This is a genomic window from Rhodococcus sp. Leaf278 (assembly GCF_001426085.1).
Lineage (GTDB): Bacteria > Actinomycetota > Actinomycetes > Mycobacteriales > Mycobacteriaceae > Rhodococcoides.
In genome coordinates, this window is record NZ_LMRR01000010.1 from 122,446 (window position 1) to 148,881 (window position 26,436).

Below are 26,436 nucleotides of genomic sequence, written 5' to 3' on the forward strand. Positions count from 1 at the left end.
TTGACGCTACGGACGATGACCTTGACACCGCGGTAACAGATGCACCTCGCGCCATCTGCACCCCGTAAGAATCTCTGTACGTCGCATCAAAACTCCGTCAACGAAAGCCCGGAGCGGTTCGCTCGGGCGTATATCTGAATGCATGACACTCTCGCTCGAAGCGCCCGATCACTCGACACAACTGCACAATTCGATCCACCTCATGCGTCGGGTCATGCCAGGGGTCGGTTTCGGGGTCCGCGCGGCCGAGCTCGGCGACCACGCTATCGCCACCTGGGTTCGGAACTCCGGTGTCACTGTCCTCGCGCACGACGACGACGAGCTCGATCGTGTGCAGCTCAGCGGGATTCGACCGAACCAAATTGTGTTTCGATGCGGAGCCGGCACCGACGGTATCCGCAGTGCCGTGCACCGCGGGGTGTTCCGTTTCATCGCCGGTACGACGCCGCAGATCGCTCGATTGACAGAGTGCGCGCAACGAACGAAATATGTCTATCTCGACAACGATGCGCCGGCAGCACTCTGCGGTCGTCGGGTGCAGGTCGTCGGCCTCCACAGCGACGTCGACAACTCCGGCGACCCGGACGAGTGGGCTTCGGCGACCGAAAAATTGCTGCGCAGAGCATCCGTGTCCACGGCATGCGAGTCACCGGTGCACCGCATCGTTCTGAGCGGAGGATCGACCGAGCAGTGGATGAACTGTTCCGTCCCGTACCTGACATCAGTCGTGCTCGCCGTGAACGCTGCGCTACGCGAGGGGTGCAATCGATGGAACGTGCCACGGCCTGCCGTCTCGGTGATACCGGCGCAAGCGGCGGCAGGCTGAGCGTTCCGGGAGGTGGCGTATACCGTCGAGTGGACAGACTTTCCATGCCGAGAAGGAGCGTTCACTCGATGGCCGATATCGATTTCTATTTCGATCCGGTGTGCCCGTTCGCCTGGATGACGAGCAAGTGGGTCCGCAAGGTCCAAGCCCAGCGCGAGTACACCGTCGATTGGCGGTTCATTTCGTTGCGCCTTCTCAATTCTCACATCGACTACGACGCGCACTTTCCACCCGAGTACGAGGCAGGGCACACCGCGGGTCTACGACTGTTGCGGGCCGCTGCCTCTGTTCGTCGTGAGCATGGGTCGGACGCTGTCGGGCCGCTGTACGAGGCCCTCGGTACACACATCTTCGACACCGAGGTGGTGCCCGACGACGCGAAGAGCCACGGACATCGCGGCACCGCAGAGTTCCTGGGTCCGATCCTCGAAGAACTCGGACTGCCCGCTCGTCACACGGCAGCACTGGATGATTCGTCCTTCGACGAGGAGATCCAAGGCGAAACCGATCATGCTCTGTCGCTCACCGGCAAGGACGTCGGCACCCCCATCATCGCCTTCGAGCCACCGGACGGTGTCGCGTTCTTCGGTCCGGTCATCAGCCGACTCCCCAGCGATGAGGAGGCAGTCGCGCTGTGGGACAACGTGATCGGTCTCGCTCGATTCCCCGGCTTCGCTGAGATGAAGCGCAGCCTGCGTGAACTCCCCCAGCTGAAAGCACTCGGGGTTCAGGAGGACGAGGCGGGCGTGCAACAGGACTGGCACGCAGGAAGCCGACGCCAGAAGAAGTGAGACGTCGGCCGCATCAGTTGCCCAGCACGTCGTCCATGTTGCCGACGTCCGGTGTTCCGACGTCGAGGGCGTAACGCAGGTACACGGTGCCTTTGCCGTCGACGGCCGGTGGCTCGAGCAGCGTCAGGTTGCTGGGCACGGTGCCGTCGGCGAACACTCGCTTGCCCACTCCGAGAAGGATGGGGTGGACCCATAGATCCAGTCGATCGAAGAGCTTGTCGCGCAACAGAGTCTGAACCAGATCGAGACTTCCGACCACCTTGATGTGGTCATGCCTCTCTCGGATCTCACGCACCGCATCGACCAGGTCCGGTCCGAGTTGGGTCGAGCCGTCCCAGAGCAGATCGGGTGTGCCGCGCGAGGCCACGTATTTTGGTATCGCGTTAAACAACGTTGCGAACGAGCCTTTTTGGTTCGGCCAGTACGCGGCAAAGATGTCGTAGGTGCGTCGCCCGAGCAGGAGCGCATCTGTGCCCTCGTATGCAGCGTCGACTTGTGCCCCGGAAATCTCGTCGAGCAGCGGCGCCTGCCAGCCGCCGTAGGAAAAGTTTTCGGGATCTTCCTCGGGGCTTCCGGGTGATTGCGCGACGAGGTCGAGGGTGGCGAACAGCTCCAACGTGATGAGGCCCATGATTGCTCCTGATTCGGTAGGGCGAAAACTATTTCAGCTCAACACTTTCCGCAATGTCTCGGCAAATTCTGTCGGCTTTCCCGTCTGACCGAATTCGCCACCGAGGAAGCCCGAGTGGCCGCCGGGAAAGACGATCGGCTCCGATCCGAGGAGCGTTGCAGTCGAATACGCTGCGCGAGCCGCGATGTGACCGTCCTCGGGACCGCCGGATTCTTCCCCTACGCCGATCACCACGGTGGTGGGTGCTGCACGTAGCGCATCGACGTCCGGTGCGAAGTCGACGCCTCCCCCGCGCATGTTGGACATCAGGGCGTCGTCGCGGGTGCCGTCGTCCTCGGTCGGGAGCCCGAACTGTGCCGGGTCCGGTGCCGGGCGAGCGAAGAACGCGTCGTCGATCGGGCCTGCATGCATCAGCAGCGACATGAACTGGGCCATGGCCGGTCCCCGGCCGTGAGCGTCGTAGGTGGCCACCATGTTTGTGCACACTGTCGAAATGTTCTCGCGGTCCGGCAGAGTGCCTCCGGCGGGTGGTTCGTGGGCCACCAACGTCCGAATATCGGACGGGTACTTGCCGACGAGCACCAGCGCATTGACCGCACCCCCACTCGAGGCGAACACGTCGACCGGACCATGGCCGACGGCGTTGAGCACGGCGTGCAAGTCGTCGGCATGTTCGCCGAAGGTGACCGCGGCGGTCGCGTCGTCGCGTCGACTACGTCCGACATTTCTCGGGTCGTACGTGACGACCACGCGGTCGCGGAAGTGCGATGCCAAGGTCCCGAACCCGCTCGCATCCATCGGTGATCCGATGAGCACCAAGGGAGTGACCCCGGGCTCGAGCTCGCCGACCACGTCGTAGGTCAGGGTCGCACCCGGAACGGAAACTGTCTGTGTCGTCATGATGGGGTGGACCTCGGTCCGAGCGAAAACTCACCGGACGGTGTCGCCTAGTCGTAGAGAACCGCCGTGCCCGTCTGTCTCAACTTCTCGAGACCGTCTCGGAACCGCTGCAGGTATTCGGGCGAATGTCCGACCCAGTCGGTCGTCTCCTCGACTATCCGCACCGGTTCTGCGCTGCGATAGGAGTGCGTCGTGTTGCCGGGAAACTTCTTGTCCGTCACGTTCGGGTCGTCCTCCACGCTGCCGGTCGGCTCAACGATGTAGACCCGCGGATCCCCCTCGCCGACGGCCATCTCCGCCGCGAGCACGGCACCGTCCAGCACCTTGGTCATGTAGATGTAGTTCGAGATGTGCTCGGGACGGTAATTGGAGCGATAGCCCGGGACCAGAAAATCACCAACCCGAAGATCGGCCTTGGTGCCATGAAAGTAAGCACCGGATTCGTGCACTCGAAAACGCTCCGGTGTATCGGCCATGTCTGCCATAGAAACTCCTCCGTGTCGGTAGCCGGAAGATTGTGCATGCTCGACGGGGTCTTGCCGCAAGCCCCCACCCCGGCGATACACTGAAAGCAACGCAGACGAGTTAGTTCATGAATTCGGCTCTGCCAGGCGAGGGCTCACAGTCCCGACTCGAACCTGAATGTGGCCACCGCGGACAGCGCGAGTCGACAGATCCCGAAGCAGTGGAGTCATCGCCGTCCACGGATGAGCCTCGATATCCGACCCACCGAGTCGACACGCAAGCTTCGCAAGCGGGGTCCACGCAGCTGCCCGGCCCACGGGCCGTTGCATGTCGACGACGGCCACGACGCCGCCCGTTCGCGTAGTCGAGATCATCGCATCGAGGGCCGCCCGCCACGGCGTCATCAACGAGAGCGCGTAGGTGCTCAGGGCCGCATCGAACGGGGCCTGCTCCCCAAGATCCGCCGACGTCAGGGCGGTGGCGTCGGCTGCGACGAGCGTGACGTTGTCCCAACCTCCCCGGTCAGCTCGCCGTCGGGCCTGTTCGAGCATCTGCGGGCTGGCGTCGATTCCGGTGATCGAGCCGGTCGGGCCGATCATCCGCTGCAACCCGGCGAAGTTCAGCCCCGTCCCGCAGCCGAGATCCAGAACATGGCTGCCTACAGGCAGATTCAGCAGCTCGAACGCCGCCTCTCGACCGGCGCGATACACCGGCCATTCGAAGGAGATCACGTCATACAGGCGCGCCGAGAAGGTGTACTTGGTCGGTCGTCTCATCTCGGGTCCCTCCGGTACACGGGCATAGTGGGAGGTATGGGAATCCGTCGTTCGTCTTCGAGTGTGCCCGACGACCGCGCCGACGTGGTTGTGGTGGGCGGCGGTACCGCCGGCATCGTGGCGGCGAAGACCGCGGCGGGTTTCGGCATTCGCGTCGTATTGATCGAGCGGGACCGCACCGGAGGCGACTGCCTGTGGACCGGATGCGTGCCGTCCAAAGCACTGCTCGCGGCGGCTTCGGTGGCACAGACGGTTCGATCCGCGTCCCAGTTCGGCATCGTCACCCAGCCACCGATTGTGGACTTCGCGCGCGTTATGCAGCACGTACACGGTGCGATTGCCGAGATCGCGCCGATCGATTCACCGGAGGCTCTTACCGAGGCCCGAGTACATGTGATCCACGGAGACGCAGTCTTCACCGGGCCGAACACCGTTTCCGTCAGTACGCGGAAACTGCATTTCGGTCAGGCGATCGTGACCACCGGCGCGCATCCCACGGTGCCGGCGATCGACGGCATCGAGCACGTGGACTACCTGACCAGCGATACCCTGTGGGATCTGAAGGACTTGCCGGAGCGACTGCTGATCGTCGGGGCCGGATCGGTGGGTTGCGAAATGGCGCAAGCATTTTCGCGTCTCGGATCGGACGTGACTCTGGTCGGACGGTCGTCCACGATCCTGCCGCGCGAGTACGCGTCGGCCACCTCGACATTGACGCAGGCACTGACCGACGAGGGTGTGCGCGTCCTGACCTCCACCGCTGTTGTGCAGATCAAGGAGGGTTCGGCGACCACCGACACGGGCGTCGAGATCGCTTTCGACCGGGTTCTGATCGCTACCGGGCGGACTCCGCGCACCGCATCCCTCGGGCTGGACGCGGCCGGTGTGGAATTGGACGACAACGGATTCGTTCGGGTCGACGAGCATCTGCGGACCACCAATCCCCGCATCTGGGCGGCCGGAGATCTCACCGGTCATCCGCAGTTCACGCACACCGCAGGGGTGCACGGCAGCCTGGCCGCGAGCAACGCCGTGCTCGGCCTGAACCGAACAGTGAGTACGACGGGGACCCCGCGAGTGACGTTCACCGATCCCGAGATCGCCTCGGCCGGAATCGATGTGCGAACCGCGGGGCAGCGTGGGCTTCGACTGCAGACGCTCGACCACCATCACGTCGATCGGGCCGTCACCGAAAGAACGACGAACGGATCGACGACGCTCGTGCTCGACGCCAAGCGGCGCATCGTCGGAGCCTGCGTGGTGGGACCGCGAGCGGGCGAGACGATCGGGGAGCTGATTCTGGCCGTCGAGCAGGGCCTGCGTACCCGCGACCTGGCCGGAGCAACGCACCCGTATCCGACGTACAACGACGGGCCGTGGAACGCAGCGATCGCGGACGTGAAGTTGCAGTTGGGTTCTCCGGTGATTTCCCGAGCAACGGCCGCACTGGCGAAGGTGCGCGGCACATGGATTGTCAGGAAAGAGCGCGATACCCGGCGATGATCCGTTGGGTGGAGCTCACCGCGACCACCGCCGCCCAGATCACAGCGATCTGCCACGAGATACCAGGCAGCAGCAGCCAGAGACAGTGCACCGCAATCGTTTCGGCACCCTCGGCCAATCCGCCGAGGAAGGACAGCGAGCGGCCGTCGTCGATGGTGCGACCGGTGCGTTCGGCGATCGAGGAGAACGCCAGAAACGCGGTGCCGTTGATGTAGTACGCCAACAGCACCAGCAGGAACGGCCACCAGGGGGCGTCGTACGCGGCCGAGGCACCCACCGCGACGCCCACCACCGTCGTGCCGTAGACCACGAAGTCGGCTGTGATGTCGAAGAATCCGCCGGCACCGCCCGTAGTGGAACGCCGACGCGCAAGAGGCCCGTCCAGACCGTCGGCGATGCGCGAGACTATCCACAACACCAACGCGAGCCACCAGAACTGCAGGCCCGCTGCCAGTGCACTACCCAGGCCAAGTACGAGTCCGGCGGCGGTGATCCGGTCCGGGGTGATCGCGGGCCGGTCGAGGGCGCGGGCACAACGATCGAGTGGGCCGTCGAGGTGGCGGCGCAGAAAGCTGTCGATCATTCGGCAGCTCCGGTCAATCCGAGACGTCGGGCCAGCAGCGCCGAACCCGCAGCTATCGCCAGGACCGCGAGCAATGCGATGGCGAACGGCCACGACAGCGGAGACGTTCCGTAGGCGCCGAGTGCGGTGTAGGCGACGGTCGCGGGCACGATGCCGATCATGGTGCCCACCACGTAGTCACGTTGCCCCACCGCACTGACTCCGGCCGCGTAGTTGACCAAGGAGAAGGGCAGCGGCACCAGCCGCACGAGCAGAACCGACAGCAATCCGCGTCGTCCGAGCATGGCGTCGAGCCGGCGGAGCCTGTCCCATTCCGTGCGCGCCACCTGACCGCGACCCAGCGCCCGCGCTCCCCAGTACCCGAGATACGCCCCCATCGTCGCGGCGAACACCACGACGATTGCGCCCACCGCCAATCCGAACAGCAGTCCCGACGCGATGGTCAACGTGCTGGCGGGGAACGGAGTGGCCGACAGGACGGCGTAGAGCACGACGAACAGCGCGATGCCCCACGGCCCGGCCGACGCCACTCGATCACGGATGAACGACGGATCGGGCAGGTCGACGGTGCCGAGCACGATCACCAGAGCGATGACGACCACGGCAGCCCCGAGCAATTTCAGGGTGGTGCCGCGACGACTACGCGTCGGGCGGTCCTGCGTCACGATGTGTACCTCTCGTCCGACGGTCAGGATCCATTGTGCACACAGCCGGAGTGACGGCGAGTTCAGCGGTTGTCTCATACGACCGATTACGGTGGTGAGGGCAGCGTCGACGACGGCTGCTTCGGTTGATCTGGAGGACCCACAGTGATTCGATCGGTACGGCGTGCAGTGACGATTGCAGCGAGCGCAGGGCTGCTGCTCACCGCCTGCGCGGCACCATCATCGGAGGCTCCGCGCGCCGAGGACTTGTCCTGGAGCGAGATCCAGGAGCAGGCACAGGGGCAGACGGTGTCACTGTGGATGTACGGCGGCGATGAGCAGGGCAACGCCTACGTCGACGACGTGCTCACCCCCGCGGCCGCCGAGGAGGGCGTCACGCTACGCCGGGTGCCGGTGGGATCGACGACCGATGCCGTCAACCGCATCCTGTCCGAGCGGCAGGCCGGGGTCACCGACGGCGAGGTGGACCTGGTGTGGGTCAACGGCGCGAACTTCGGCACCGGTAAGCAGGCCGGCGCGTGGCTGTGCGGCTGGACGCAGAATCTACCGAACATGGAACTGACCGATCCCGAGGATCCGCTGCTGCTCGACGACTTCGGCACTCCGGTCGAGAACTGCGAATCACCCTGGCACAAAGCTCAATTCACACTGGTCTACAACGCAGCAGCCATCCCCGATCCGCCAACGACATTCGACGGCGTGCTCGACTGGGCTCGCGCGAACCCTGGCCGCTTCACCTACCCCGCTCCCCCGGACTTCACCGGCTCGGTGTTCGTGCGTGAAGCGTTGATCAATGCCTCCGGCGGCGTCGACGAGGTTCCCGCTCAGTTCGATCAGGACTCCTACGATCGCCTGGCCCCGGCACTGTTCGATCGACTGAACGAGCTCGCCCCGTCACTGTGGCGCGAAGGAACGACGTATCCGCAGTCCTCCTCCGAGCTCGACGCCCTCTACGCCGGTGGCCAAGTCGACATGACCATGACGTACGGCCCCGCGACCCTCCCGAAACTCGTCGCCGACGGCACCTTTCCGCCGGAGACCCGCGTCCTGACTCTCGACGAGGGAACCGTCGGGAATGCGAGTTTCCTTGCCATTCCCTCGACGTCAGGGAAGTCGGCCGCCGCGCAGGTGGTTGCCAATCTCGCGTTGTCGCCCGAGCAACAACTTGCAAAGGCGACGCCGGACGTGTGGGGCCAGTTCACTGCGTTGGACACCGCGCGTCTGACCCCGGAGGAGCGGGCGCAGTTCGAGCAGCTCCCGTCGTCGCCGGTGGTTCCTTCGTACGAGGTGATCTCGGCGAACGCACACCCGGAGCTGTCCGCGGAGTGGGTCACCCCGCTCGACGAGGGATGGCGTCGAAGCGTGCTCGCCGGTCAGTGAGCGCGTCCACGAAGAGCTTTCGCGGCACAGCGGCGGTCCTCCCCGCCGTCGTCTTGGTTGTTCTCGTCGTCGGCGGCGGTCTCGGAACCGTGGTGCTGCAGAGCCTGGGTCTGATGCCGTTGGTCGGAACCCCCGAACTATCGGTCGACGCGTACTCCGCCTTGGGCGATGACCTGTGGCGCTCGGTCGCGCTGACACTGTCGATCGCTGTCGTCTCGACGGCTCTGGCCGCGGTGATCGGGCTTGCCGCGGCGCTGACGGCCTTGTCGGGTGGACGCGCCGCGCTGGTCACTGCCGGGTTGACCGTCACGGTGCCGCACCTGATCGGCGCCGCGGCGATGGCTTTGCTGCTGGCAGATTCAGGGATGCTGCCCCGCATTTTCGGCATGACCGACGGCGGCTGGCCGGAGTTGGTCGGTGGGAAGTGGTGGATCGCCGTCGTCGCCGAATACGCCTGGAAGGAATCGGCTTTCGTCGCCGTCGTCGTAGCGGGCACGCTCGCCACCCGAGTAGCCGCATTCGACGAGACGGCATCGACACTGGGCGCAGGCCGTTGGGCGCGGCTGCGACTGGTCACGCTGCCGTTGGCGCGGCCCGCACTGATCGCGTCGGCGGCCATAGCGTTCGCGTACACCGTCGGGTCGTACGAAGTGGCCCGCATTCTGGGCCGTCCGTATCCGGAGCCGTTGTCGGTGATGGCGATTCGTCTGTTCACCTCGATCGATCTTCAGACGCGTCCGCAGGCCGCCGCTGCCGCGACGATCGCCACCGCTCTGACGGTGGTCGTGGCCGCGGTGGCCCTGCACTATCTGCGCAGATCGGCAGCGTGGAAATGAACAAGGTGGAAGTGACTCGGGTCTTTCCAGCGTTCGGCCGGGCCGTGTTGGGCCTGTGGTTCCTGCTGCCGCTGATTCCGGTTGTCCTGTGGGCCATCAGTAATCGCTGGTCGTTTCCCGGGCCGGTTCCCCAGGAATGGGGATTCGACGGCGTCCGCAGCGCCCTCGACGCCGGGGGTGCCGATGCGTTCGTGCGATCGACCATGCTCGCTCTCGCCGTCGCCGCCATCGCAACGCCATTGGGCGCGTTGGCGGCTCGCGCACTCGTGAACGGTACCGTGCGTTTCCCCGCTCTGGTGGCCGGCGTTCTCTTCGCTCCGCTGGCCTTGCCGCCGTTCGCCGTAGCGTTGGGACTCGATGTCCTGGTGCTGCGCTCGCGCATTCCGAGCACGGTGGCGGTGATCGCGCTGCTGACCGTTGCGGCCATTCCGTATACGACGTATCTGATGCGAGTGGCATTCGGCGCGTATGACATCGGCTACGAGGAGGAGGCGCGCACACTCGGTGCGTCGAATGCCATGGTTCTGCGGCGGATTCGCATTCCGCTGCTGGCTCCGGCGTTGGCGGGGGCGGCGTTGCTCGCCTTCCTCGTGGCGTGGAGCGACTACGTGATCACGCTGTTGATCGGCGGGGGCAGACTGGTCACCGTGCCCATTCTCGTTGCCTCATTCGCTGCCGGCGCTGGTAACGATTCCGTGGTGGCTGCGCTGTCGGTAGCCGCCGTCGTGCCGCCGTTGTTGCTGGTGCTCATGCTGGCCCGGTTGCGTCGTAGGAGTGCCCGATGAGCGTCGAACTATCCGTTCGCGGACTCACGAAAGTCCATGCCGGTCAAGCGGGTGCGGCTCTGGATTCGTTGGATCTCACCGTGTCACCGGGATCCTGCACGGCGATTCTCGGGCCGTCGGGCTCAGGCAAGAGCACTGCGCTACGGCTTATCGCGGGACTGGACTCACCCACTGCCGGCACCGTGCGCATCGACGGCCGTGAGGTGAACGGCGTTGCGGCCGAGAACCGCGGGGTGGGGATGGTGTTCCAGCGTCCGATGTTGTTCCCACACATGAGCGTGCTGGACAACATCGGTTTCGCATACCGAGCGGCCGGGGAGAGTCGCAAGCGGTCGCGCGAACGTGCCCGGGAGTACCTCGACCTGGTTCATCTGGGTGATATCGGGGATCGCGCGGTCTCCGAGGTGTCGGGCGGGCAGGCCCAGCGGGTGGCGTTGGCGCGTTCACTCGCTGGATCCCCGCGAGTGCTGTTGTTGGACGAGCCCTTCAGCGCTTTGGACCCGGTGCTGCGCACCGAGATGCATGACCTGGTTCGCGAATTGCGTTCGTCGCTCGATCAGACCCTGCTGCTCGTCACCCACGATCAGCAGGAAGCGGCCGTGCTGGCCGATTCCGTGGCGGTGCTTATCGACGGTCGATTGGAGCATCACTCCGATATCGCGACCGCCTACACGCGACCGAGCACGCTGGCAGTGTCGCGACTGATGGGTGGGATGAACGAAATCGCGGGGCAGTGGGATGGAGTTGGGATGCATCGGTCCGAGCTGGGTGAGCTTGAGGTCGACGGTCTGGATCTGCCGTCAGGGCCGGCCGTGTTATTGCTGCGGCACGAGCTGATTCGGTTGGGGGACGGCGATATCCGAGGTGTGGTTTCGGCATTGCGGCCGACGGGTTTTCGTAGTATCGCGGACGTGAGTGTGGGGTCGACAGTGGTGAAGGTGGAGCTGGCGGCGGGGTCTTCAGTGGCGGTGGGAGACGTTGTTGCGTTGGACCTTGCTGTTGACGCGAGATTTGTTATTGAACGTTGAGGTAATGACATTTCCCGTGCGGGACACAACCCAGCAATCATCCAGGTCGAATGAAGTCAAGCGACGTGAGCCGCACGGCGAATCCCAAGACGCGCAAACGACAGTTTCCGCACCGTCAACCTTTCTTGACGGTTGTCCCTTACATTGTCAGTGCGGGATGCTGAGAGCGCATTCGACTCAGGAATTGAACAAGTCTTTGAGCGTAGCTTTTCGTCTCAGGTCGTCGGCACGCTGCACTTCTGCGAGTCGTCGTTGGTCCATGACGGTTTGCACGTCAGTCCCCGACATGGCAGAGGTGACGGCATGGCTCAACGCTTGCAGCGATAGCGCCCGGGCGAAGTCCACTACTGAGTCGCATGCGGAGGGCGAAAGCGGCCCTCCGTGGATCGCTGCATTGCGGGTGCGTGTGAGTCGGGCTACTCGGGCGTCGACCCGACGTTCTTCTTGGTCGAAGGCATCTTGAATCGATCGACCCGAGCTTAGTATGTGCTCTACTTCGCGGAGTCGCCGAATGAGTGGGTGCTTCGTATAGATGGTTTTCAGGTCTGCGATGTAGCCCAGCGCCTTCAGTCGGTCAAAGCTCATTCCCTATGTACCGCCTTCGACTTCGTCGCGGATCGTGTCGAGGACAGGTTGAGGTGACGCTGTAGGAGACGTGTCCGGGAGGGTTCTTACGATTGCTTCGAACGTCGTCTGGGTGGCGCGCTCCAGAAAGCCAACCTGGTGTATTCCTCAGCGAGGTAGGACTTCACGAACCGGTACCACTTGTCGGTGGCACGGGTTGCCCACGTGTTGAGGTGTTCGATGGCTCGTACCGCCGCCATGACAATCGACTCGGAATCGTCGGCCGACTCGATCTGGTCGATCAGGAGGTGAACGGGCCGTAGGCGGCCAGCTACTTCGGATGTGATGGTGTATCCAGAATCGGAAAGAGCATCCAAATTGGCAGCCGTACAGTCATTTTCCGGGAAAATGGTGGTCTTCCGGCGGCGTTTGGGACCCCAGTCGAGACCCGGCATCCTGCCCTGGCCGAATAGGAGCTCGCCGTTGAGGACCCTCCAAGTGTCCTTGGATGGACGGGTGAGGGTCAACAGGGCATCGAGGTGAGCGCGGGCTTCTGCCCCCGCGAGATGCGGTTCGGCGGAGGGGACCACCACTCGCGCGTACACGAGCCCTGGTTTGTGCTCAATACCTGTGTACTCGTCTATCTCCCCCGACTGCTGAAAGCTGCTGATCCGATCAGTCAGGAGTTCCTCGGGTACCACGGGAAATAGTTGGCGGGCCACGGCGTGGTCGATGATCCCACCGGCCAGCACTTGAGCTGGGTAGAAGGTGATGTTGTCGTGTGTCAGGCAGCTGAGCGCACGGGTGTATGCGTCTGCGATTCGGAACCACACCACCGACTCAGTACGTTGCGCTCGTCGCACGATCCAACATTCAGATAGGTCTATTCGTCCAGGGTCATCGAGACCGGTAGGACGTGACTGGTGGCGCGGGTCGAACTCAAAAGCTTTGTCCCCCAACGCGTGCTGGGCTCGGCTCACCCGATGGCCGTAATCGAAAAGAATGCCGACTGCGGTTTGGGATGTTCCCCAAGGCCCGTCATCCTGTCGCCTGTGTCTGATCAGCGCAAAGAGATTGTCCCGCAGGAACGCGATGCGGTCGTACGGGTAGACGAGATGGTCGTCGTTTTTGCACGCTTCTACCAGGTCACGCCACGACGAGAGAATGACGATGTCTTCGTCGAGGAGGTCATGCAGCGCTATCGCGTAGCGGGTAACGAGAGCACGTTTGGTGTCGTCGACTACAGGGTTCTTTCCGTTACGCGGGATGAACAGTTCGTTCCGGATGGCGTCGAGGATCGCCGTGATCGGTGTCGTGAGAATACCTGCCATCTTGGGACCCAGGTATTTGAGGGCGTCGCCGAGGTCGGTGGCGAGCGACCGCCAAGTCCAGTAGTCATGCTTGCCAGGGTCCGCACAGACGTCGCAGATTTCGGAGCTGATCGCAACCAGTGTCATGTATCCAGTTGTATGAGTGATCTCTCCAGCGGTGTTGACGTGACTTTTCAGTTCTTCCAGCCAACGAGCGTGCATCTCGAACATCTGCGTCCTAAGCGATTGTTTTTAGTGGATCTTCAGGCCTCTGTAGCGTCCGAAGGACCGGTGTCAGTCCACTCTGCAGTCTCTAGACGCGAGCTGTCACGCCATCGATGGACCACCGCGTCTTGGAACCACTGTTCCCCCGCAAGATCGGCGTGATCGCTGACGGTGATCTGCATCCGCGGAGCCAGCTCCTCGAACACATCACGCATGACGGTAAACATCGCCGACACTGCGGCGCAGTCTGCGTCGTCGACGGCCCCGGTGTTCTTGGCGAGTTCTGAAGGATAGAAGGCTTTTGTCGGCTGGTCGATTATGAGGAAGCGCAGTACGGGCAGCAGGGCTAGCGAAGGGGTTGGTGTCGACTCAATTTTCGCCGGCTCACATGAAAGACATCGGTGGCTAGGTTTTCGCCAGGCGCTCTGGCGATTGCCGTAAGGATGTCGTTGACGGCGCGCATGATTGAGGGGGGCACACTTCGTCTCAACTCAGCTTGCGCTCTGCAGCTCACTGTCCTTGTTCGGCACTGCCGGCCTTGAGCAAGCGAACAAGAGACTCACTCATATCAATTGGTTCGACCGCGAGGGTGATGGTCTCGCCGTACTGCGCGGTTCCATAACCACTGGCCGTGGCAACCCAGCTGACCCGAACGGAATCGGTTTGCGCGGGCACTACAAGGACTATTTCGTCAGCGCCACTCGTCCACGTCACCGGTTCTGGACGTACCTCTGGAAGGTCGATCGTCACGTGCAAGTCCTCGCCGACGTTCTCAAAATCAATGGGGTCGTCGGCCAGTCGTGGGCTCGACCAGGCGGAGGCATTCCCTTCCCACCAATTTGCAGGTTCCAAGTCCGGATCCGTGAGCTTTTCGAGGAGGTGGGTGCCCACATCCTCCTTCTCGTATCCATGTGCACCGTGGAAGGTCACGACGAGCTGGACCTTGTGCAGGAACGACTCGGCTCTGTTCCCGACGTTGAACTTAATCCCGGAGAAAGCTCTGACTGCGAGGTAATTCGCGCTGCGCGGCCAGGCGCGCTCCATTCGGGTCCGAACGAAGGCGATCGCGCTGTCCACCTGGTCCGAAGTGGGCGGAGCGGCCGGCCCGCTAGAACCCATTGCGCGGGCCATTATCTGAAAATGCTGTCGATCTGTCGGTGAAAGCTCTCGCGCTGCGGCTGACTTCTTCTTAATGTCCTCGATCTCCAACTCCAAGAGCGAGTCGCGTACAAGTTCGCTGTTGACGAAGAAGTGCGCAGCCCCATCGATGTCCAATGTGATGTTCAGCGGCGGCGGAGTCGCAACGATGTCAAGGTACTTCTGCCGGATTGAATGCATGTGCGGCTGATCCAGGGCGGCTGCGACCATCTCCATGTGGAACACCACAATCTCAATGTCCGCCGCGAGGGCGACCAGTTTAGCGCGATTGGAGAGCGAAACTTCCTGGTTGGTCACGAATACCATTCCGTCGGGATTGTGCGCTCGCGCCGTCGCGAGGTCGTCGAGCAGCTTCTTCTTGACGGTGGAGAAGGTTTTCGGGCCACGCGGAAAGTAGACGGCCATCACGTACCGCCGCCCGTCACGCGTACAGACGCCGTCGCGTCCACCGTCTTTGCCACCGTAGGGGTGGGAGGGGTCTAAGCGTTCGAAGCCCGCGTCCAAGAGGACCTGCGCAGCAAGCCTTTCGGAATGTTGCCCGTTGGTCCAGCGGATGTCCGATGAGTACTCGGCGCCGGCCAAGGAGACATCGGCGCGCGGGGTCAGCTGCGCCGCGCTCCCATTCCCCGCGCCACCAGGTCGTCGACGAACCGGCGGGTCAGTGCGTCTGTCTGCGTTCCGACCATCACGACGACCGATCGTTGCAGCGGTGGCCGCAGCGGAGTGACAATGCCGGCGAACCGCGCGGGCAGTGCGGTGGTCGGAACGAGGGCGATTCCGAGGCCTGCGTGGGCGAGTTGAGCTGCCGTCGTGGCGTTTCGGGTATGGGTGACAGCCTCGAGCTCGACGCCGTGGGCTGTCGCGACGGAGTCGAACCACCCGCGTAGACCGTTCGACGGGTGGTAGTGCACGATCGGTCTGCCTGCGAGATCGGTCCATCGGATAGCAGGCTTGTCGGCGAGATCGAGCCCCTCCGGGATCACCGCGACGACGTCTTCCGTTCCGATCTCGTGGGTCACGCCGGTGAACTGCGTCGAGGCCGGACCGACTGCGAGGTCGATGTCGCCGTTCGAGAGTGCGTCCGCCATCGCGTCCGCACTGGTGAACTCGGTCAGATCCAGTCCGATGTGGGGGTACTTTCTCGTCCATTTTCGTAGCGTGGGCGCGAGGAGTGGGACGGTCATGCTTTCGGCGCACGCCAGTCGCAGTCGGCCTTGACGTCCCTCCGCCAACGCTCGTCCGGTCCGCACGATGCGGTCGGCAGCCGACAGTGTGGCTCGCGCGTCGTCGAGCAACGCGCGACCGGTCGGGGTCGGCCGCACCCCGCGCGGGAGCCGTTCCAGCAGCGGGGTGCCGATTTCGGTTTCCAACGACGCCAGCTGGTGAGACAATGCGGGTTGCGAGAGATGCAACTGCGCTGCCCCCGCGGTGACGGAACCGGCGTCCACGACGGCGACGAAGCATTCGAGGGCTCGCAGGGTCGGCATCGGTCGAGGGTATGCGACGTCGACAGTTCGGCGCCTCTAGTTGGAATCCCTCTTCAGGTAGCGGGATGTCGTCTGCACGAGCACTGTGCTGAAGAAGATGCCGATCAGCGTCAGGATCACGCCGGACCGGATGTCTCCGTCGATGAAGTTCGTGACGGCGACGACATACGAGATCGCAGCCATGACGATGCCTGCGGCCATTCTGATCCTCGGGTCGATGTTCATGTGTGTCAATTCCTTTCGCGAGAATTGTTGTGCGATGGTGGCGGGCTCGATTCGGTCAGCCGACCGCGACGAGTTCGGCTTGTTGGAGGAAGGTGAGGTTGTCTTCTAGGTGCCAGTCCGCGTCGATGCGAGCATCGCCGACGTGCTGGATGTCGATCGCACCGAAGTCGATCGGTTGACCGGCTCCGGTGCGGCCGTCGTAGGTGCCGGTGAAATGACCCCGGAAGATCAACCGTGCGGTGAAGGTGTCGCCGGTGACGTACAGATCGGCGAGCTCGCACGTCAGGTCGGGAACCGCAGCGCGGAACGTGTTCGACGCCGCGACGGGTCCGGCCGGGCCCTGCGGGCGTCCCGGCGGCAGCGTGTTGTCGACGAAGCCGGGGTCCACTGCTCGGTCGAGGTACGCGGTGTCGCCGGTGTTCCAGAACGTGTACAGCGTCTGCGCGATACGAACGACCTCGCGGGTTCGGTCCGTGACCGGTGCGTCGCCGACGTTCACTGTGCCCGGCGCGACCAGGTCGACCGCAGAATCCACCAGAGGCTGATCGGTGGTCATGGTGCCGGTGGAACATGCCACCATTGGCAGCGTCACGGCTACCAGTGCAGCCATTGCCGTGAGGAGTTTCATGCCAACCGCCCTCCCCCGTCGACGTGCAGGGTGACGCCGGTGACGAAGGTGTTCGTCAGCAAAGACAGTGCAGCGGCGGCGATGTCGGACGGTTGGCCGACTCTGCGGGCGGGGTTGGTGCGTGCAGTGTCCGCGAACAGCGTCTCCTTGCCTGATCCCATGGAGTCCCAGGCCCCCGAGTCCACGATGCCGGGTGACAGGGCGTTGACGCGGACGGGTGCAAGTTCGACCGCGAGTGCTTCGGTCAGGAACGCCACCGCGCCGTTCGTCGTCGCCATCACCGACAGGCCGGGTGCGGGTTTCCAGGCGGCGACGCCGGAGAAGAACAGGAACGAGCCCCCCTCGCGCACCTGCGGTGAGAAGTGCTTGGCCAACAGGATCGGCCCGATCACTTTGGCGTCGAACGCATGTCGTATGGCACCCGGGTCCAGTTCCGTGATGGGCCCGTTCGCGTGATCTGCTGCGAGACTGACGACGTGGTCCACCGCGCCGACCGACGTGGCAGCTAGCGCAATGGATGACTCGTCCCCGAGATCGATCGTCACCGCACTCGCCCCCGGACCGAGTTCCGAGACTGCGGCATCGAGTGAATCGCGGTGTCGCCCAGCGAGGATGACTTCGCCGCCGCGGTCGAGAACGGCCGACGCGATCGACCGTCCGATTCCCGAGGCTCCACTGACCAGAAGTACGCGCATCGAGGAGATCCTTTCGTTGTGGTGTGCGTTCGGAATTCAGTCAAGCAAGAATTCGACCATCGAACAATCGATGCTTTCACTCGCTGCTATCGGAATTATCGATACCGATCATTTTTGCCGGGTCGACGATCCGGTCGAATTCGTCGCCGTCGACGAATCCGATGGCCAGGGCCGCGTCGCGCAGTGTGCTGTCGTCGGCCAAAGCCCGGTGCGCTATGGCGGCCGCCTTCTCGTACCCGATCACGGGCGAGAGTGCGGTGACGAGCATCAGCGACCGGTCGACGTACCCCGCGATCGTGTCGCGGTTCAATTCGATTCCACTGACGCAATATTCGGTAAACTTCGCGCACATGTCGCCGAGAATCGTGGCCGAATGGAGCACGTTGTCGATGATGATCGGGCGCATCGCGTTGAGCTCGAAGTTGCCTTGCGAACCGGCGAACGCCACGGCGGTGTCGTCGGCGATCACCTGAATGCACACCATCACCATTGCCTCGCACTGAGTGGGGTTCACCTTGCCGGGCATGATGGAACTGCCGGGCTCGTTGGCGGGCAAGATCAGTTCGCCGAGTCCGGCTCGCGGCCCCGAGGCCGACCACCGGATGTCATTGGCGATCTTCATCAGCACCACGGCCAACGAGCGCAGTGCCGCACTCGCTGCGACCATCGCGTCGAGCCCACCGAGAGCGGCGAACTTGTTGTCCGCCGACACATACGGGCGACCGGTCTGCGCGGCGATCTGCGCGGCGACATCTGCGCCGAACCCGTCGGGTGCGTTCATCCCGGTTCCGACTGCGGTGCCGCCGATCGCGAGGGAATACAGTCCCCTCACGCCGTCGTCCACGCGGTCGAGTGCCTGTTGCAGTTGCGCTGCGTACCCGGACCACTCCTGGCCGACTGTGAGCGGGACGGCGTCCTCGAGGTGCGTTCGTCCGATCTTGATCACCCCGCGCCACGCATGCGCCTTCTCTTGCAACGCCCGGAGCAACGAATTCGCCCCCGGCAGCAGGCGATCGGTGATGATCGCGATAGTCGCGATATGCATCGCGGTGGGGAAAGTGTCGTTACTGGACTGCCCCATGTTGACGTGGTCGTTGGGGTGAATCGGCGTCTTCGATCCCAGTTCCCCGCCGGTGAGCTGAATGCACCTGTTGCCGATGACCTCGTTGACGTTCATGTTGGATTGGGTGCCCGAACCGGTCTGCCACACGAACAGCGGAAAATGTTCGTCGAGGCGCCCGTCGATCACCTCGTCGGTCACACTCACGATAAGGTCGCGTCGCCACGTCTCCAATCGGTCGGCTTCTCCGTTGACGATCGCTGCCGCCTTCTTGACGTGCCCGTACGCGTGATAGACCGCCTTCGGCATGCGGTCGTCTCCGATAGAGAAATGCTGCAACGACCGTTGCGTCTGCGCACCCCAATACTTGTCGGCAGGCACCTCGATACTGCCCATCGAATCGCTCTCGCTGCGCGTACCCGTTGTATCGATCCCGATGGGCACATCCGACATCGTGGGAATCGACGGCTCACCGTGGTTGCTCACCGGCCGGCCTCGCGGTAGTTCTCGACATCGAACGGTCCGTACTCGGGAATCCACATCGCCTCGTGCACAGCAGCTTCGACGTCGTGGTGGGTCTTCGTCGCCACGCCCTCCTCGGCTGCGGCGCAGGCCACAGCGGCAGCGACGATCGCCGACGACGCGCGCAGGTCCTCTACCGGCGGGAGCAACGAGGCACCTGCCGCACTGACATCGACCTGTCCGGCCACGGCGTTCGCGGCCGCGAGGAGCATTGCGTCGGTGACCCGCGACGCACCGGAGACGATGATTCCCAAGCCGAGTCCGGGATAGAGCAGGGCGTTGTTGCCCTGCCCGATCTGGTAGGTGACGCCGCCGTGTTCCACCGGATCGGCCGGAATCCCGGTCGCCACCAGCGCAGCACCGTCGGACCACACGACGGCATCGCGCGGCGACACCTCGATGCGACTCGTCGGGTTGGACAGAGGGAGCAGGATTGGGCGCTTCACCCCCGCGCACAGGGCACGGACCACCTCCTCGGTAAACGCCCCTGCGACGGTGGAGGTTCCGATGAGGATGGTGGGGCGCACCGCTTCGACGACGGACAACAGGTCCATCGCGGCGCCGCCGTCGGACATCTCCCCGGCCGGCCTCGCATAGGGCTGCTGGTAGTCGGGAAGCGCGGTCATGTCGTCGGTGATCAGCCCGTTGATGTCGATCAACCACACCCGTGATCGCGCCTGCTCGGGCGTCAGGCCGTCGGCGACCATGGCCGCCGAAATCTGATCGGCCATACCCGTTCCCGCGGTACCCGCGCCGAACACGACGAGCCGTTGGTCGGCGAAATTCTGGCCGGTGACCTTCATGCCGGACATCACGGCGGCCATGACAATGGCACCGGTGCCCTGCATGTCGTCGTTGAAGATCCGGTACTTCTCACCGTGCTCGGTCAGGATCCGCCGGGCATTCGACGGTCCGAAATCCTCGAAATGCAGCAAGGCGTTCGGGAACAACTCGCTTGCGACGTCGAGGTACGTCTCGATCAGCTCGTCGTACTTCTTGCCGCGGACTCGTTCGTGCCGGTTGCCGAGGTAGGCGGGGTCGTCTAGCAACGCTCGGTTGTCCGTTCCCACATCGAGATTGACGGCAATGACACGGGCGGGATCGATGCCCGCAGCGGCGGTGTAGATGGCGAGTTTGCCGACCGCGATATCGGTGCCGTTGACGCCCCAGTCGCCGATACCCAAGATCTCCTCGGCGTCGGAACACACGATGAGGTCGACATCGTCTGGGCCCAGGCCCAGTGTCTGGAACGACGCGCGGACGTCGTCGATGCGGTCGATGGAAAGATACAGCGCACGCGATCTCCGGTACTCGTGGCTCCACTGTTCGATGGCGTCGCCGATGGTCGGGTCGTAAACCACGGGTAGCAATTCGGCGAGGTGGTCCGTGAGAAGGCGGAAGTACACGATCTCGTTCCGATCGTGTAATGCATTGAGGTACACGTACTTTGCGAGATCGTCCGGTTGGGATGTCAGTTGCCGGTACGAGCGTGCGGCCTGCTCGTCGATAGTTTCGACGGATGCGGGGAGCCGACCGGTCAACCCAAGCGCGCGGCGTTGTTCGGTGGTGAATGCGGTGCCCCGGTTGCGGTAGGCATCGTGCAGGACGCGTTGTCCGTTGTCCATGTGGGAAGTCCTTGCTGTCGGTGGTCAGTGGCTGCGGCCGGGGAGCCCGCTGATCGGTGCCGGATCGCGGTCGACCCAGGTCGCGGTGTCCGGGTGATCGAGCGTCCACTGCGCGATCTGGTCCTTGCGTGCCCACCAGACGTCGCCGCGCTCGCGAAGACGGGTGAAGACTCGGTCGAGGACCCGCACGCGCGAGGCGTGGCCCGAGAGTCGGTCGTGGAGGCCGATGATCATCATCGTGCGCCGGTGCGCGCCTTCGGCATAGAGCTGGTCGAACTCGTCGACCAGTTGCTGCTCGTAATCGGCCGGGGAAAAGCCAGGGAAGTCGAAGCTGGCGATGTCGTTGAGGTGTACCGAGTACGGCACCGTCGCGAACGGCTCACCGTTGATCCGTTGCAGGAACGGCTCGTCCGCGGACAGATCATCGATGTGATACCGAAAACCCTGCTCCTGCAGTACTTCCAAGGTGTTCACACCGGGCCGGATCCAGTAGTTGTTGTACCCGGTGGGCCGCGTTCCGGTGACCTCTTCGATTGCGGTGACGCTGTCCGCAATCCATGCGGCTTCCTCGTCGCGGGAAAGTTGGTACTGCCGCTCCCATCGCCGCCCGTGTGCGCCCGCCTCGTGCCCGCGGGCCACGATCTCGGCCGCGATCTTCGGGTGGCGCCGCACCGCATCGCCGATCATGAACGACGTCATCGGTATCGAGTGCTTGTCCAGCAGGTCCAGGATTCTGGGCACGCCTTCGCGGGCACCGTATTCGTAGAAGCTGTTCTGACCCAGGTCGGGGTATCCGGACAGTATCGGCTCGGTGATGGGTCCGCCGGCCCCGCTGATCGGTTGTCCACCTGCCTCGAACTGCATCGAGACGGTGACCGCCATTCGAGCGCCATCGGGCCAGAGATGTGTCGTCATAATCATGTCCTGTTCTCGCAATGTGCGGGTGCGTTGTTCGACGATCGGTACAGCTCTGAGCATCCCGATAAAAATCCCATCGCGGCATCGATCTTTCGGTCCACCGACATTCGGACTTTCGATAGCCGCCGCGCGGCTGATGGTGTCTGCTTACGAACCCGTCGCTTTTTCTTGTGTCTCCATCGAACCTACGAATCGCAGCCAGGCGGGTCTGGTCGCGGGCTGCCGTCGTCGACGCAGCGGGGTGCCTCGAGTCTGTGCTGGTGAGGGGCGGTGTGGCGCGACTCGACGGCGTTGTTCCCGCCCTCGTCAGTGCACCGACCGCATCTCCCGGGGAGCAGTCACCGCCCACTGTCGACCGGTCGCACTTGTCGAACACGTTGCGGTACAACAAAAGAGGACGAACGACACCACAGCCTCCCCACGACGATAAGGAACACATGACATTCGCCGACAGCATCCCGATCACCGACCTGTTGGACCGCGCCACACGGGGGTCGGTGTGGGGCCCGGGTTCCGCGGAATACGACGGCGAGGTGGCCGGATTCAATGTCGCCGTGTCTCATTCACCGGCCGCAGTGGTTGTCGCCGACGATGCCGACGATGTTGCTGCGGCGGTTCGAGTCGCAGCAGCCGCCGGTTTCGGGGTGGCGGTCAAAGCCACCGGCCACGGTGCCCGCGCGACGGACGACACGTCGATCATGATCTCTACCCGACGGTTGAGCGACGTACACATCGATGCCGGTGCACGCACTGCGACCGTCGGTGCCGGTGTCCGGTGGCAGCAGGTACTCGACGCGGCCGCGGTGTTCGATCTCGGCGCACCGTCCGGGTCATCGACCGCTGCGGGAGCTGTCGGGTACACCCTCGGCGGTGGGCTGAGCCCGCTGGGTCGAACCATCGGATTCGCCGCCGACCTGGTGCGCTCGTTCCAGATCGTCACTGCCGCTGGCCGAGTGACCATGATCGACGAGCAGACGGACGGCGAGTTGTTCTGGGCGCTGCGGGGCGGGGGCGGCGGCGGGTTCGGCATCGTGACCGAAATGGTGATCGATCTGCTGCCGATGCACACCGTGTTCGGCGGTGGCATGTTCTTCGATCTCGAGGACGCGCCCACCGTTCTTCACGCATGGCGGACCTGGGTACAGGCTGTGCCGGAATCCGTCTCGACATCGATCGCGCTCCTGCATTTACCGCCGGACCCCGCCCTCGCGGTAGAGCTTCGTGGCCGCACCGTCCTACACCTGCGGTACGCCCACGTCGGATCCGCCGAACGCGGCCAGGAACTGCTCGCGCCGATGCGCTCGATCACCGAACCCATCATCGACACGGTGGCCACGATGCCGATGACCGCGTTGGCCTCGATTCACATGGACCCGGTCGAACCGTTGCCGGTGATCGAGCGCGGGCTGCTGTTGTCGACGATGACCGAAAAGACAATCGACGCGGTCCTGTCCGCCGCCGACCTGCCCGTCGCCACGGTCGAATTGCGATTGATGGGCGGGGCCTTGGATCGGTCGCCGCGGTCCCCCGGCTCGGTGGGCGGACGTTCGGCCGCGTTCTGCCTGTATCTGATCGGGGTTGCTGAGCCGGCCATCGCAGCGGACCTACCAGGCGTACTCGACGAACTCCTCTCGCGTTTCACGGCTGATTCCGCCGACCGCGCATTTCTCAATCTCGCAGGCACAGGGTCGATGGATCTGGTGCGGGCAGGATGGACCATTACCGAATCGGAGCGACTGGAGGCGGCCCGACACGCGGTCGACCCGGCCGGTGTGTTCGCTCCATCCGCGCGTTGGTAGCTGCGACGAGTCGACGCCGCCGACCCGAAGATCGGTGACCCTGGCAGGGCGCGCCCCGAGTGTCCTTATGACATCTACTCGTGCTGGCACGGGACGCCGACACCATCAGCCGCAGCCTCCGCTGCCGCGACATGCTCCTGTGCTGAAGCGGGGACGAGTTCGTCGTCGCGGTCCTCGGCCTGAACGAGAACGCCGTCCATACGGTGATCGCGACAACCGCATCCGACTTGCAGGCAGAAAATCTAGTCGCCATCACCTGCGGTCCGGCGTTCGTCACCCCGACCAGGCTCCAACAAGATGGCCGTTGGCAGAACACGTTCAACCAGGACTCGCCCGCCACCTCATAACCGAGCCCCAGCTCACCGCCAGAGGCGTCGCTGGACAATACACAGGGCCTCTGCCAGTAGTTATAGGCAATTTCTGAGGAAAAGTACAGATAGTCGTTCGAGGGGCTACTGTTGCCTGGTCCGCGGGGGCGTCGGCATCATGCACTTCACCCGGACGAGAGGCACAGTCGCATATGTTCGACAAGAAATTCATCACCAAGGCCATCAGTAGCAGCTCAGAAAACGGTCTCGACCGCAGACGTTTCATGAGGGCAGCCGGTCTCACCGGTTTGGGCGCAGGCGCGGCAATGACTGTGGGCTCAGGCGTCGCATCTGCCTTCCCCTTCGGCTCCTCGGATGGCCCGCTCATCCCCGGAATGCCCGGCCAAGGCCCCTCCGATGCAGCGATCCTGAACTTCGCGCTCAACCTCGAGTACCTGGAAGCGGAGTTCTATCAACGGGCGGTGACCGGAAAGGGTCTGCCGGACACTCTGGTGGGCGGCACCGGAACTCCCGGGCCCGTCACCGGAGGTCGGCAGGTGACGTTCGACAGTACGTTGATCAAGGCGTATGCCGAGGAAATCGCGTTCGACGAACTCAATCACGTGGCGTTCCTGCGCGGAGCACTCGGAAACGCGGCAGTGGCGCGACCGGCGATCGACCTCGACGCGAGCTTCAACGCGGCAGCCATGGCAGCAGGACTGATCGGTGAGGGCGAGACCTTCGACGTCTACGCGAACGAACAGAATTTCTTGCTCGGCGCGTTCATCTTCGAGGACGTCGGCGTCACCGCATACAAGGGCGCGGCACCGCTGGTGACCAACAAGACGTATCTCGAAGCCGCTGCCGGCATTCTGGCTGCCGAGGCGTACCACGCGGGCATCATCCGGACGAGCCTGTTCTCTCTGGGTCTCGAAACGCCCGCGAACGCCATTTCCGACGCCCGAGACAGCCTCGATGGGCCGGACGATCTGGATCAGGGAATCACTCTCAACGGTGCCGCCAACCTGGTTCCCCTGGACGCCAACGGAATCGCGTACTCCCGCTCACCGGGCCAGGTACTCAATATCGTGTACCTGAACCCGGCTCCGGTCACGTCCGGTGGATTCTTCCCCGCAGGCGTCAACGGCGAGCTCAACACCAGCGGCGGATAGCAGACGGTTTCGCTCGGGTGGTGTCGCGTGACTTCGACACCACCCGTGCGGACGTCAGCCACAGCAACCAGTGGGCTCCGAGCCGGACACGAGTAAAGGCAACAGCTTTCGCAGTTCCTGGTTCTCCCCCGGATCCAGCACCGAGTGCTGCACGCAGGCCGGGACGAGTTCCCCGGTCTCCGGATGTGCCATCGAGTAGGTACACGCGGCCAATCTCTCCTGCGTTTCGAGCAGCACCGGATCCGATGCGGTCTCACCGGACTGCATCATCGCCCAAGCGGGAGAAACGTTTTCGGCATCCATGAACCGGTGAACGACGAACGTCATCGGACGAACGCGCCGGCGAGCGAACGCCACCGACAGCTCCCGGACGCCACCGCATCGACGCACAACACTGCGGGCCCACCGCACGGCCACGAGCACACCCCGTGGGATTCCGATAAGCACGCGCAGCACTTTGAGGACCAGTAGCGGCGGTGGGGTGCCGCCGAAGTTCACTCCACCCAAGTGCCGGAAGAACTGGTCGCGCGCATCGACCTCGGCGGAGTGCGTCACGTCGATGAACGGATGCCACCGGCCTCCGACCATGAATCCCAATGCCGTTCTGTTGCACCGAGGATCACCGAACTGCATCGAATGGTGCGAAATCTGTTGCTGCATAGCGACTTCGATCCGATCCCACACCATGTCGATATCGACCTCCCGGTAGCCACCGGACCACCGCCGCGCGTCCCCGACGAACGCCGCGGGCTGGAAGGACACCATCGAGTAGCCACCCATGGCGACCACGTTCTCGACGACTTCGGCCACCTCGTCGATGTTGTCCGGAGTGACCGTCATGTTGTGGGCCAGATACGAGCTCACCCCGTGCTCGCTCTTCAACCGCGCGAACATCTCGGCGAACCGCTGTCGATACGGATGCAGCTCGGCCTCCGACCTGGGCCTCGGGATTCCGCGTCGGCCACGCATCAGTTTGTCGAAATGCACTGCGTACGAAACACGTCCGAAGCGGGGGCGGCCATCCTCACCGACGACGACGGACTGCAGATACTCGTAGTCGAAGTCGCCGTGCGTGAACGACATCGGCTCGCGGCCGTGCTCGCGCATGATCGTCAGCGCAGCAGCGTGAACCTCAGGGGCGAGCAGACTCACCTCCCCGCCGATCAGCTGTGCGTGCGCCCGCGGTCCGCGTCGAGCGGCAAGGTGTCTCATCTGCGCCGCCACCTCACGCAGGGTGTGCTCGCCATCGATGCGAACCTTGTTGGCGTCTGCGCTGTGATAGCAGGGACTGCACGTCAGGTTGCATTTCGGAAAGACCCCATGGGTGCCCTCGCATCCCACCGCGTGCCGGCCCAGTGTCTGCGAGGGCGTCCGCACGCCGACGGGTAACGCCGCCCACCGCTCGTCCAGCGCCGCGCGCGTCTGCGGATCCACCGGGCGGGTGCTCGCCTCGACGCGGCCCAGCATTGCGCGAATGTTCGTCCAGCTCACTCGGACCTCCCGTCGGACTCCACGGTACGCATCAGGTCACCGAGCCGGCCTGCACCGAGGTCGACGTGAGAAGTCCACTC

Annotated in this window: 26 protein-coding genes; 9 read left to right on the forward strand and 17 right to left on the reverse strand. The window is 63.9% G+C overall.

The features are described 5' to 3' along the window. Positions 1–142 precede the first annotated feature (142 nt). Complete coding sequence (locus ASG84_RS11760) at positions 143–826, forward strand: hypothetical protein (protein ID WP_057477207.1); 684 nt, start codon at positions 143–145, stop codon at positions 824–826. A gap of 68 nt (positions 827–894) precedes the next feature. Next, positions 895–1,617 (forward strand): mycothiol-dependent nitroreductase Rv2466c family protein, encoded by a 723-nt coding sequence (locus tag ASG84_RS11765; RefSeq protein WP_057477208.1) that lies wholly within the window; start codon positions 895–897, stop codon positions 1,615–1,617. Between the two features lie 13 nt (positions 1,618–1,630). On the opposite strand, the gene ASG84_RS11770 is transcribed toward ASG84_RS11765, so the two are convergent. The 4 genes from ASG84_RS11770 to ASG84_RS11785 form a co-directional block, all read right to left on the reverse strand. Next, positions 1,631–2,248 (reverse strand): dihydrofolate reductase family protein, encoded by a 618-nt coding sequence (locus tag ASG84_RS11770; protein WP_057477209.1) that lies wholly within the window; start codon positions 2,246–2,248, stop codon positions 1,631–1,633. Between the two features lie 33 nt (positions 2,249–2,281). Then, positions 2,282–3,148 carry an alpha/beta hydrolase gene (locus tag ASG84_RS11775; protein WP_057477210.1) on the reverse strand — a complete coding sequence of 289 codons (867 nt, stop codon included), beginning with the start codon at positions 3,146–3,148 and terminating at the stop codon, positions 2,282–2,284. Positions 3,149–3,195: 47 nt separating this feature from the next. Beyond that, complete coding sequence (arr, locus tag ASG84_RS11780; RefSeq protein ID WP_057477271.1) at positions 3,196–3,624, reverse strand: NAD(+)--rifampin ADP-ribosyltransferase; 429 nt, start codon at positions 3,622–3,624, stop codon at positions 3,196–3,198. A 114-nt stretch (positions 3,625–3,738) separates the two neighbouring features. After that, on the reverse strand, positions 3,739–4,389 hold the full coding sequence (locus ASG84_RS11785) for a class I SAM-dependent methyltransferase (RefSeq protein WP_057477211.1): 651 nt from the start codon (positions 4,387–4,389) through the stop codon (positions 3,739–3,741). A gap of 36 nt (positions 4,390–4,425) precedes the next feature. Here ASG84_RS11785 and ASG84_RS11790 point away from each other — a divergent pair, with 36 nt between their 5' ends. Next, complete coding sequence (locus ASG84_RS11790; protein ID WP_057477212.1) at positions 4,426–5,892, forward strand: dihydrolipoyl dehydrogenase family protein; 1,467 nt, start codon at positions 4,426–4,428, stop codon at positions 5,890–5,892. On the opposite strand, the gene ASG84_RS11795 is transcribed toward ASG84_RS11790, so the two are convergent. Then, complete coding sequence (locus tag ASG84_RS11795; RefSeq protein ID WP_057477213.1) at positions 5,864–6,475, reverse strand: CDP-alcohol phosphatidyltransferase family protein; 612 nt, start codon at positions 6,473–6,475, stop codon at positions 5,864–5,866. The two genes, ASG84_RS11790 and ASG84_RS11795, sit on opposite strands and share 29 nt — an antisense overlap. Further along, positions 6,472–7,140, reverse strand: coding sequence for a TVP38/TMEM64 family protein (locus ASG84_RS11800; RefSeq protein ID WP_235581630.1), 669 nt, complete (start codon positions 7,138–7,140; stop codon positions 6,472–6,474). The genes ASG84_RS11795 and ASG84_RS11800 overlap by 4 nt, the downstream gene beginning before the upstream one ends. Positions 7,141–7,284: 144 nt before the next feature. Here ASG84_RS11800 and ASG84_RS11805 point away from each other — a divergent pair, with 144 nt between their 5' ends. Genes ASG84_RS11805 through ASG84_RS11820 form a run of 4 tightly spaced genes read left to right on the forward strand, consistent with a single transcriptional unit; the run spans position 7,285 to position 11,169 of the window. Next, on the forward strand, positions 7,285–8,520 hold the full coding sequence (locus tag ASG84_RS11805) for an ABC transporter substrate-binding protein (protein ID WP_156399479.1): 1,236 nt from the start codon (positions 7,285–7,287) through the stop codon (positions 8,518–8,520). Then, positions 8,517–9,356, forward strand: coding sequence for an ABC transporter permease (locus tag ASG84_RS11810; protein WP_057477214.1), 840 nt, complete (start codon positions 8,517–8,519; stop codon positions 9,354–9,356). The genes ASG84_RS11805 and ASG84_RS11810 overlap by 4 nt, the downstream gene beginning before the upstream one ends. Further along, the gene (locus ASG84_RS11815) at positions 9,353–10,141 is read left to right on the forward strand and encodes an ABC transporter permease (protein WP_057477215.1); all 789 of its coding nucleotides are present in this window, start codon (positions 9,353–9,355) and stop codon (positions 10,139–10,141) included. Before ASG84_RS11810 ends, ASG84_RS11815 begins: the two co-directional genes overlap by 4 nt. Next, the gene (locus ASG84_RS11820; protein WP_057477216.1) at positions 10,138–11,169 is read left to right on the forward strand and encodes an ABC transporter ATP-binding protein; all 1,032 of its coding nucleotides are present in this window, start codon (positions 10,138–10,140) and stop codon (positions 11,167–11,169) included. The genes ASG84_RS11815 and ASG84_RS11820 overlap by 4 nt, the downstream gene beginning before the upstream one ends. 671 nt (positions 11,170–11,840) lie before the next feature. Here the strand turns inward: ASG84_RS11820 and ASG84_RS11830 are convergent. The 10 genes from ASG84_RS11830 to ASG84_RS11875 all read right to left on the reverse strand — a co-directional run bounded on the left by ASG84_RS11830 (position 11,841) and on the right by ASG84_RS11875 (position 21,583). Continuing rightward, complete coding sequence (locus ASG84_RS11830; protein WP_057477218.1) at positions 11,841–13,274, reverse strand: hypothetical protein; 1,434 nt, start codon at positions 13,272–13,274, stop codon at positions 11,841–11,843. Between the two features lie 32 nt (positions 13,275–13,306). Next, entirely contained in the window at positions 13,307–13,642 is a 336-nt protein-coding gene (locus ASG84_RS28740; protein ID WP_082520939.1) for a DUF3732 domain-containing protein, read from the reverse strand. Between the two features lie 136 nt (positions 13,643–13,778). Beyond that, a complete protein-coding gene (locus ASG84_RS11840) occupies positions 13,779–15,008 on the reverse strand; it encodes a restriction endonuclease (RefSeq protein ID WP_057477220.1) in 1,230 nt (409 codons plus the stop codon). Positions 15,009–15,028: 20 nt separating this feature from the next. Continuing rightward, the gene (locus ASG84_RS11845; RefSeq protein WP_057477221.1) at positions 15,029–15,913 is read right to left on the reverse strand and encodes a LysR family transcriptional regulator; all 885 of its coding nucleotides are present in this window, start codon (positions 15,911–15,913) and stop codon (positions 15,029–15,031) included. A 36-nt stretch (positions 15,914–15,949) separates the two neighbouring features. Next, the gene (locus ASG84_RS11850) at positions 15,950–16,138 is read right to left on the reverse strand and encodes a hypothetical protein (RefSeq protein WP_057477222.1); all 189 of its coding nucleotides are present in this window, start codon (positions 16,136–16,138) and stop codon (positions 15,950–15,952) included. Between the two features lie 55 nt (positions 16,139–16,193). Then, positions 16,194–16,766: an ester cyclase gene (locus tag ASG84_RS11855; protein ID WP_057477223.1), complete on the reverse strand. Its 573-nt coding sequence runs from the start codon at positions 16,764–16,766 to the stop codon at positions 16,194–16,196. Beyond that, complete coding sequence (locus ASG84_RS11860; protein WP_057477224.1) at positions 16,763–17,461, reverse strand: SDR family oxidoreductase; 699 nt, start codon at positions 17,459–17,461, stop codon at positions 16,763–16,765. Before ASG84_RS11860 ends, ASG84_RS11855 begins: the two co-directional genes overlap by 4 nt. A gap of 76 nt (positions 17,462–17,537) precedes the next feature. Beyond that, on the reverse strand, positions 17,538–19,007 hold the full coding sequence (gene fumC / locus ASG84_RS11865) for a class II fumarate hydratase (protein WP_235581631.1): 1,470 nt from the start codon (positions 19,005–19,007) through the stop codon (positions 17,538–17,540). Further along, entirely contained in the window at positions 19,004–20,668 is a 1,665-nt protein-coding gene (locus tag ASG84_RS11870; protein ID WP_057477225.1) for an NAD-dependent malic enzyme, read from the reverse strand. Before ASG84_RS11870 ends, fumC begins: the two co-directional genes overlap by 4 nt. A gap of 24 nt (positions 20,669–20,692) precedes the next feature. Beyond that, positions 20,693–21,583, reverse strand: coding sequence for a polysaccharide deacetylase family protein (locus tag ASG84_RS11875; RefSeq protein ID WP_162248331.1), 891 nt, complete (start codon positions 21,581–21,583; stop codon positions 20,693–20,695). A 440-nt stretch (positions 21,584–22,023) separates the two neighbouring features. On the opposite strand from ASG84_RS11875, the gene ASG84_RS11880 reads away from it, so the two are divergent. Together ASG84_RS11880 and ASG84_RS11885 are read left to right on the forward strand one after the other, a co-directional pair. Then, positions 22,024–23,385 carry an FAD-binding protein gene (locus tag ASG84_RS11880; protein ID WP_156399481.1) on the forward strand — a complete coding sequence of 454 codons (1,362 nt, stop codon included), beginning with the start codon at positions 22,024–22,026 and terminating at the stop codon, positions 23,383–23,385. A 520-nt stretch (positions 23,386–23,905) separates the two neighbouring features. After that, positions 23,906–24,865: a ferritin-like domain-containing protein gene (locus tag ASG84_RS11885; RefSeq protein ID WP_057477227.1), complete on the forward strand. Its 960-nt coding sequence runs from the start codon at positions 23,906–23,908 to the stop codon at positions 24,863–24,865. A gap of 54 nt (positions 24,866–24,919) precedes the next feature. Here ASG84_RS11885 and ASG84_RS11890 read toward each other — a convergent pair whose 3' ends face one another. Beyond that, entirely contained in the window at positions 24,920–26,356 is a 1,437-nt protein-coding gene (locus ASG84_RS11890) for a radical SAM domain-containing protein (RefSeq protein WP_235581632.1), read from the reverse strand. Between the last annotated feature and the right edge of the window lie 80 nt (positions 26,357–26,436).

Bases quoted from the DNA above. Each gene is read 5' to 3' on its own strand.
- ASG84_RS11760 (WP_057477207.1), top strand. From the start codon at position 143: ATGACACTCTCGCTCGAAGCGCCCGATCACTCGACACAACTGCACAAT.
- ASG84_RS11765 (WP_057477208.1), top strand. From the start codon at position 895: ATGGCCGATATCGATTTCTATTTCGATCCGGTGTGCCCGTTCGCCTGG.
- ASG84_RS11770 (WP_057477209.1), bottom strand. From the start codon at position 2,248: ATGGGCCTCATCACGTTGGAGCTGTTCGCCACCCTCGACCTCGTCGCG.
- ASG84_RS11775 (WP_057477210.1), bottom strand. From the start codon at position 3,148: ATGACGACACAGACAGTTTCCGTTCCGGGTGCGACCCTGACCTACGAC.
- arr (WP_057477271.1), bottom strand. From the start codon at position 3,624: ATGGCCGATACACCGGAGCGTTTTCGAGTGCACGAATCCGGTGCTTAC.
- ASG84_RS11785 (WP_057477211.1), bottom strand. From the start codon at position 4,389: ATGAGACGACCGACCAAGTACACCTTCTCGGCGCGCCTGTATGACGTG.
- ASG84_RS11790 (WP_057477212.1), top strand. From the start codon at position 4,426: ATGGGAATCCGTCGTTCGTCTTCGAGTGTGCCCGACGACCGCGCCGAC.
- ASG84_RS11795 (WP_057477213.1), bottom strand. From the start codon at position 6,475: ATGATCGACAGCTTTCTGCGCCGCCACCTCGACGGCCCACTCGATCGT.
- ASG84_RS11815 (WP_057477215.1), top strand. From the start codon at position 9,353: ATGAACAAGGTGGAAGTGACTCGGGTCTTTCCAGCGTTCGGCCGGGCC.
- ASG84_RS11820 (WP_057477216.1), top strand. From the start codon at position 10,138: ATGAGCGTCGAACTATCCGTTCGCGGACTCACGAAAGTCCATGCCGGT.
- ASG84_RS11830 (WP_057477218.1), bottom strand. From the start codon at position 13,274: ATGTTCGAGATGCACGCTCGTTGGCTGGAAGAACTGAAAAGTCACGTC.
- ASG84_RS11845 (WP_057477221.1), bottom strand. From the start codon at position 15,913: ATGCCGACCCTGCGAGCCCTCGAATGCTTCGTCGCCGTCGTGGACGCC.
- ASG84_RS11850 (WP_057477222.1), bottom strand. From the start codon at position 16,138: ATGAACATCGACCCGAGGATCAGAATGGCCGCAGGCATCGTCATGGCT.
- ASG84_RS11855 (WP_057477223.1), bottom strand. From the start codon at position 16,766: ATGAAACTCCTCACGGCAATGGCTGCACTGGTAGCCGTGACGCTGCCA.
- ASG84_RS11860 (WP_057477224.1), bottom strand. From the start codon at position 17,461: ATGCGCGTACTTCTGGTCAGTGGAGCCTCGGGAATCGGACGGTCGATC.
- ASG84_RS11870 (WP_057477225.1), bottom strand. From the start codon at position 20,668: ATGGACAACGGACAACGCGTCCTGCACGATGCCTACCGCAACCGGGGC.
- ASG84_RS11875 (WP_162248331.1), bottom strand. From the start codon at position 21,583: ATGACGACACATCTCTGGCCCGATGGCGCTCGAATGGCGGTCACCGTC.
- ASG84_RS11880 (WP_156399481.1), top strand. From the start codon at position 22,024: ATGACATTCGCCGACAGCATCCCGATCACCGACCTGTTGGACCGCGCC.
- ASG84_RS11885 (WP_057477227.1), top strand. From the start codon at position 23,906: ATGTTCGACAAGAAATTCATCACCAAGGCCATCAGTAGCAGCTCAGAA.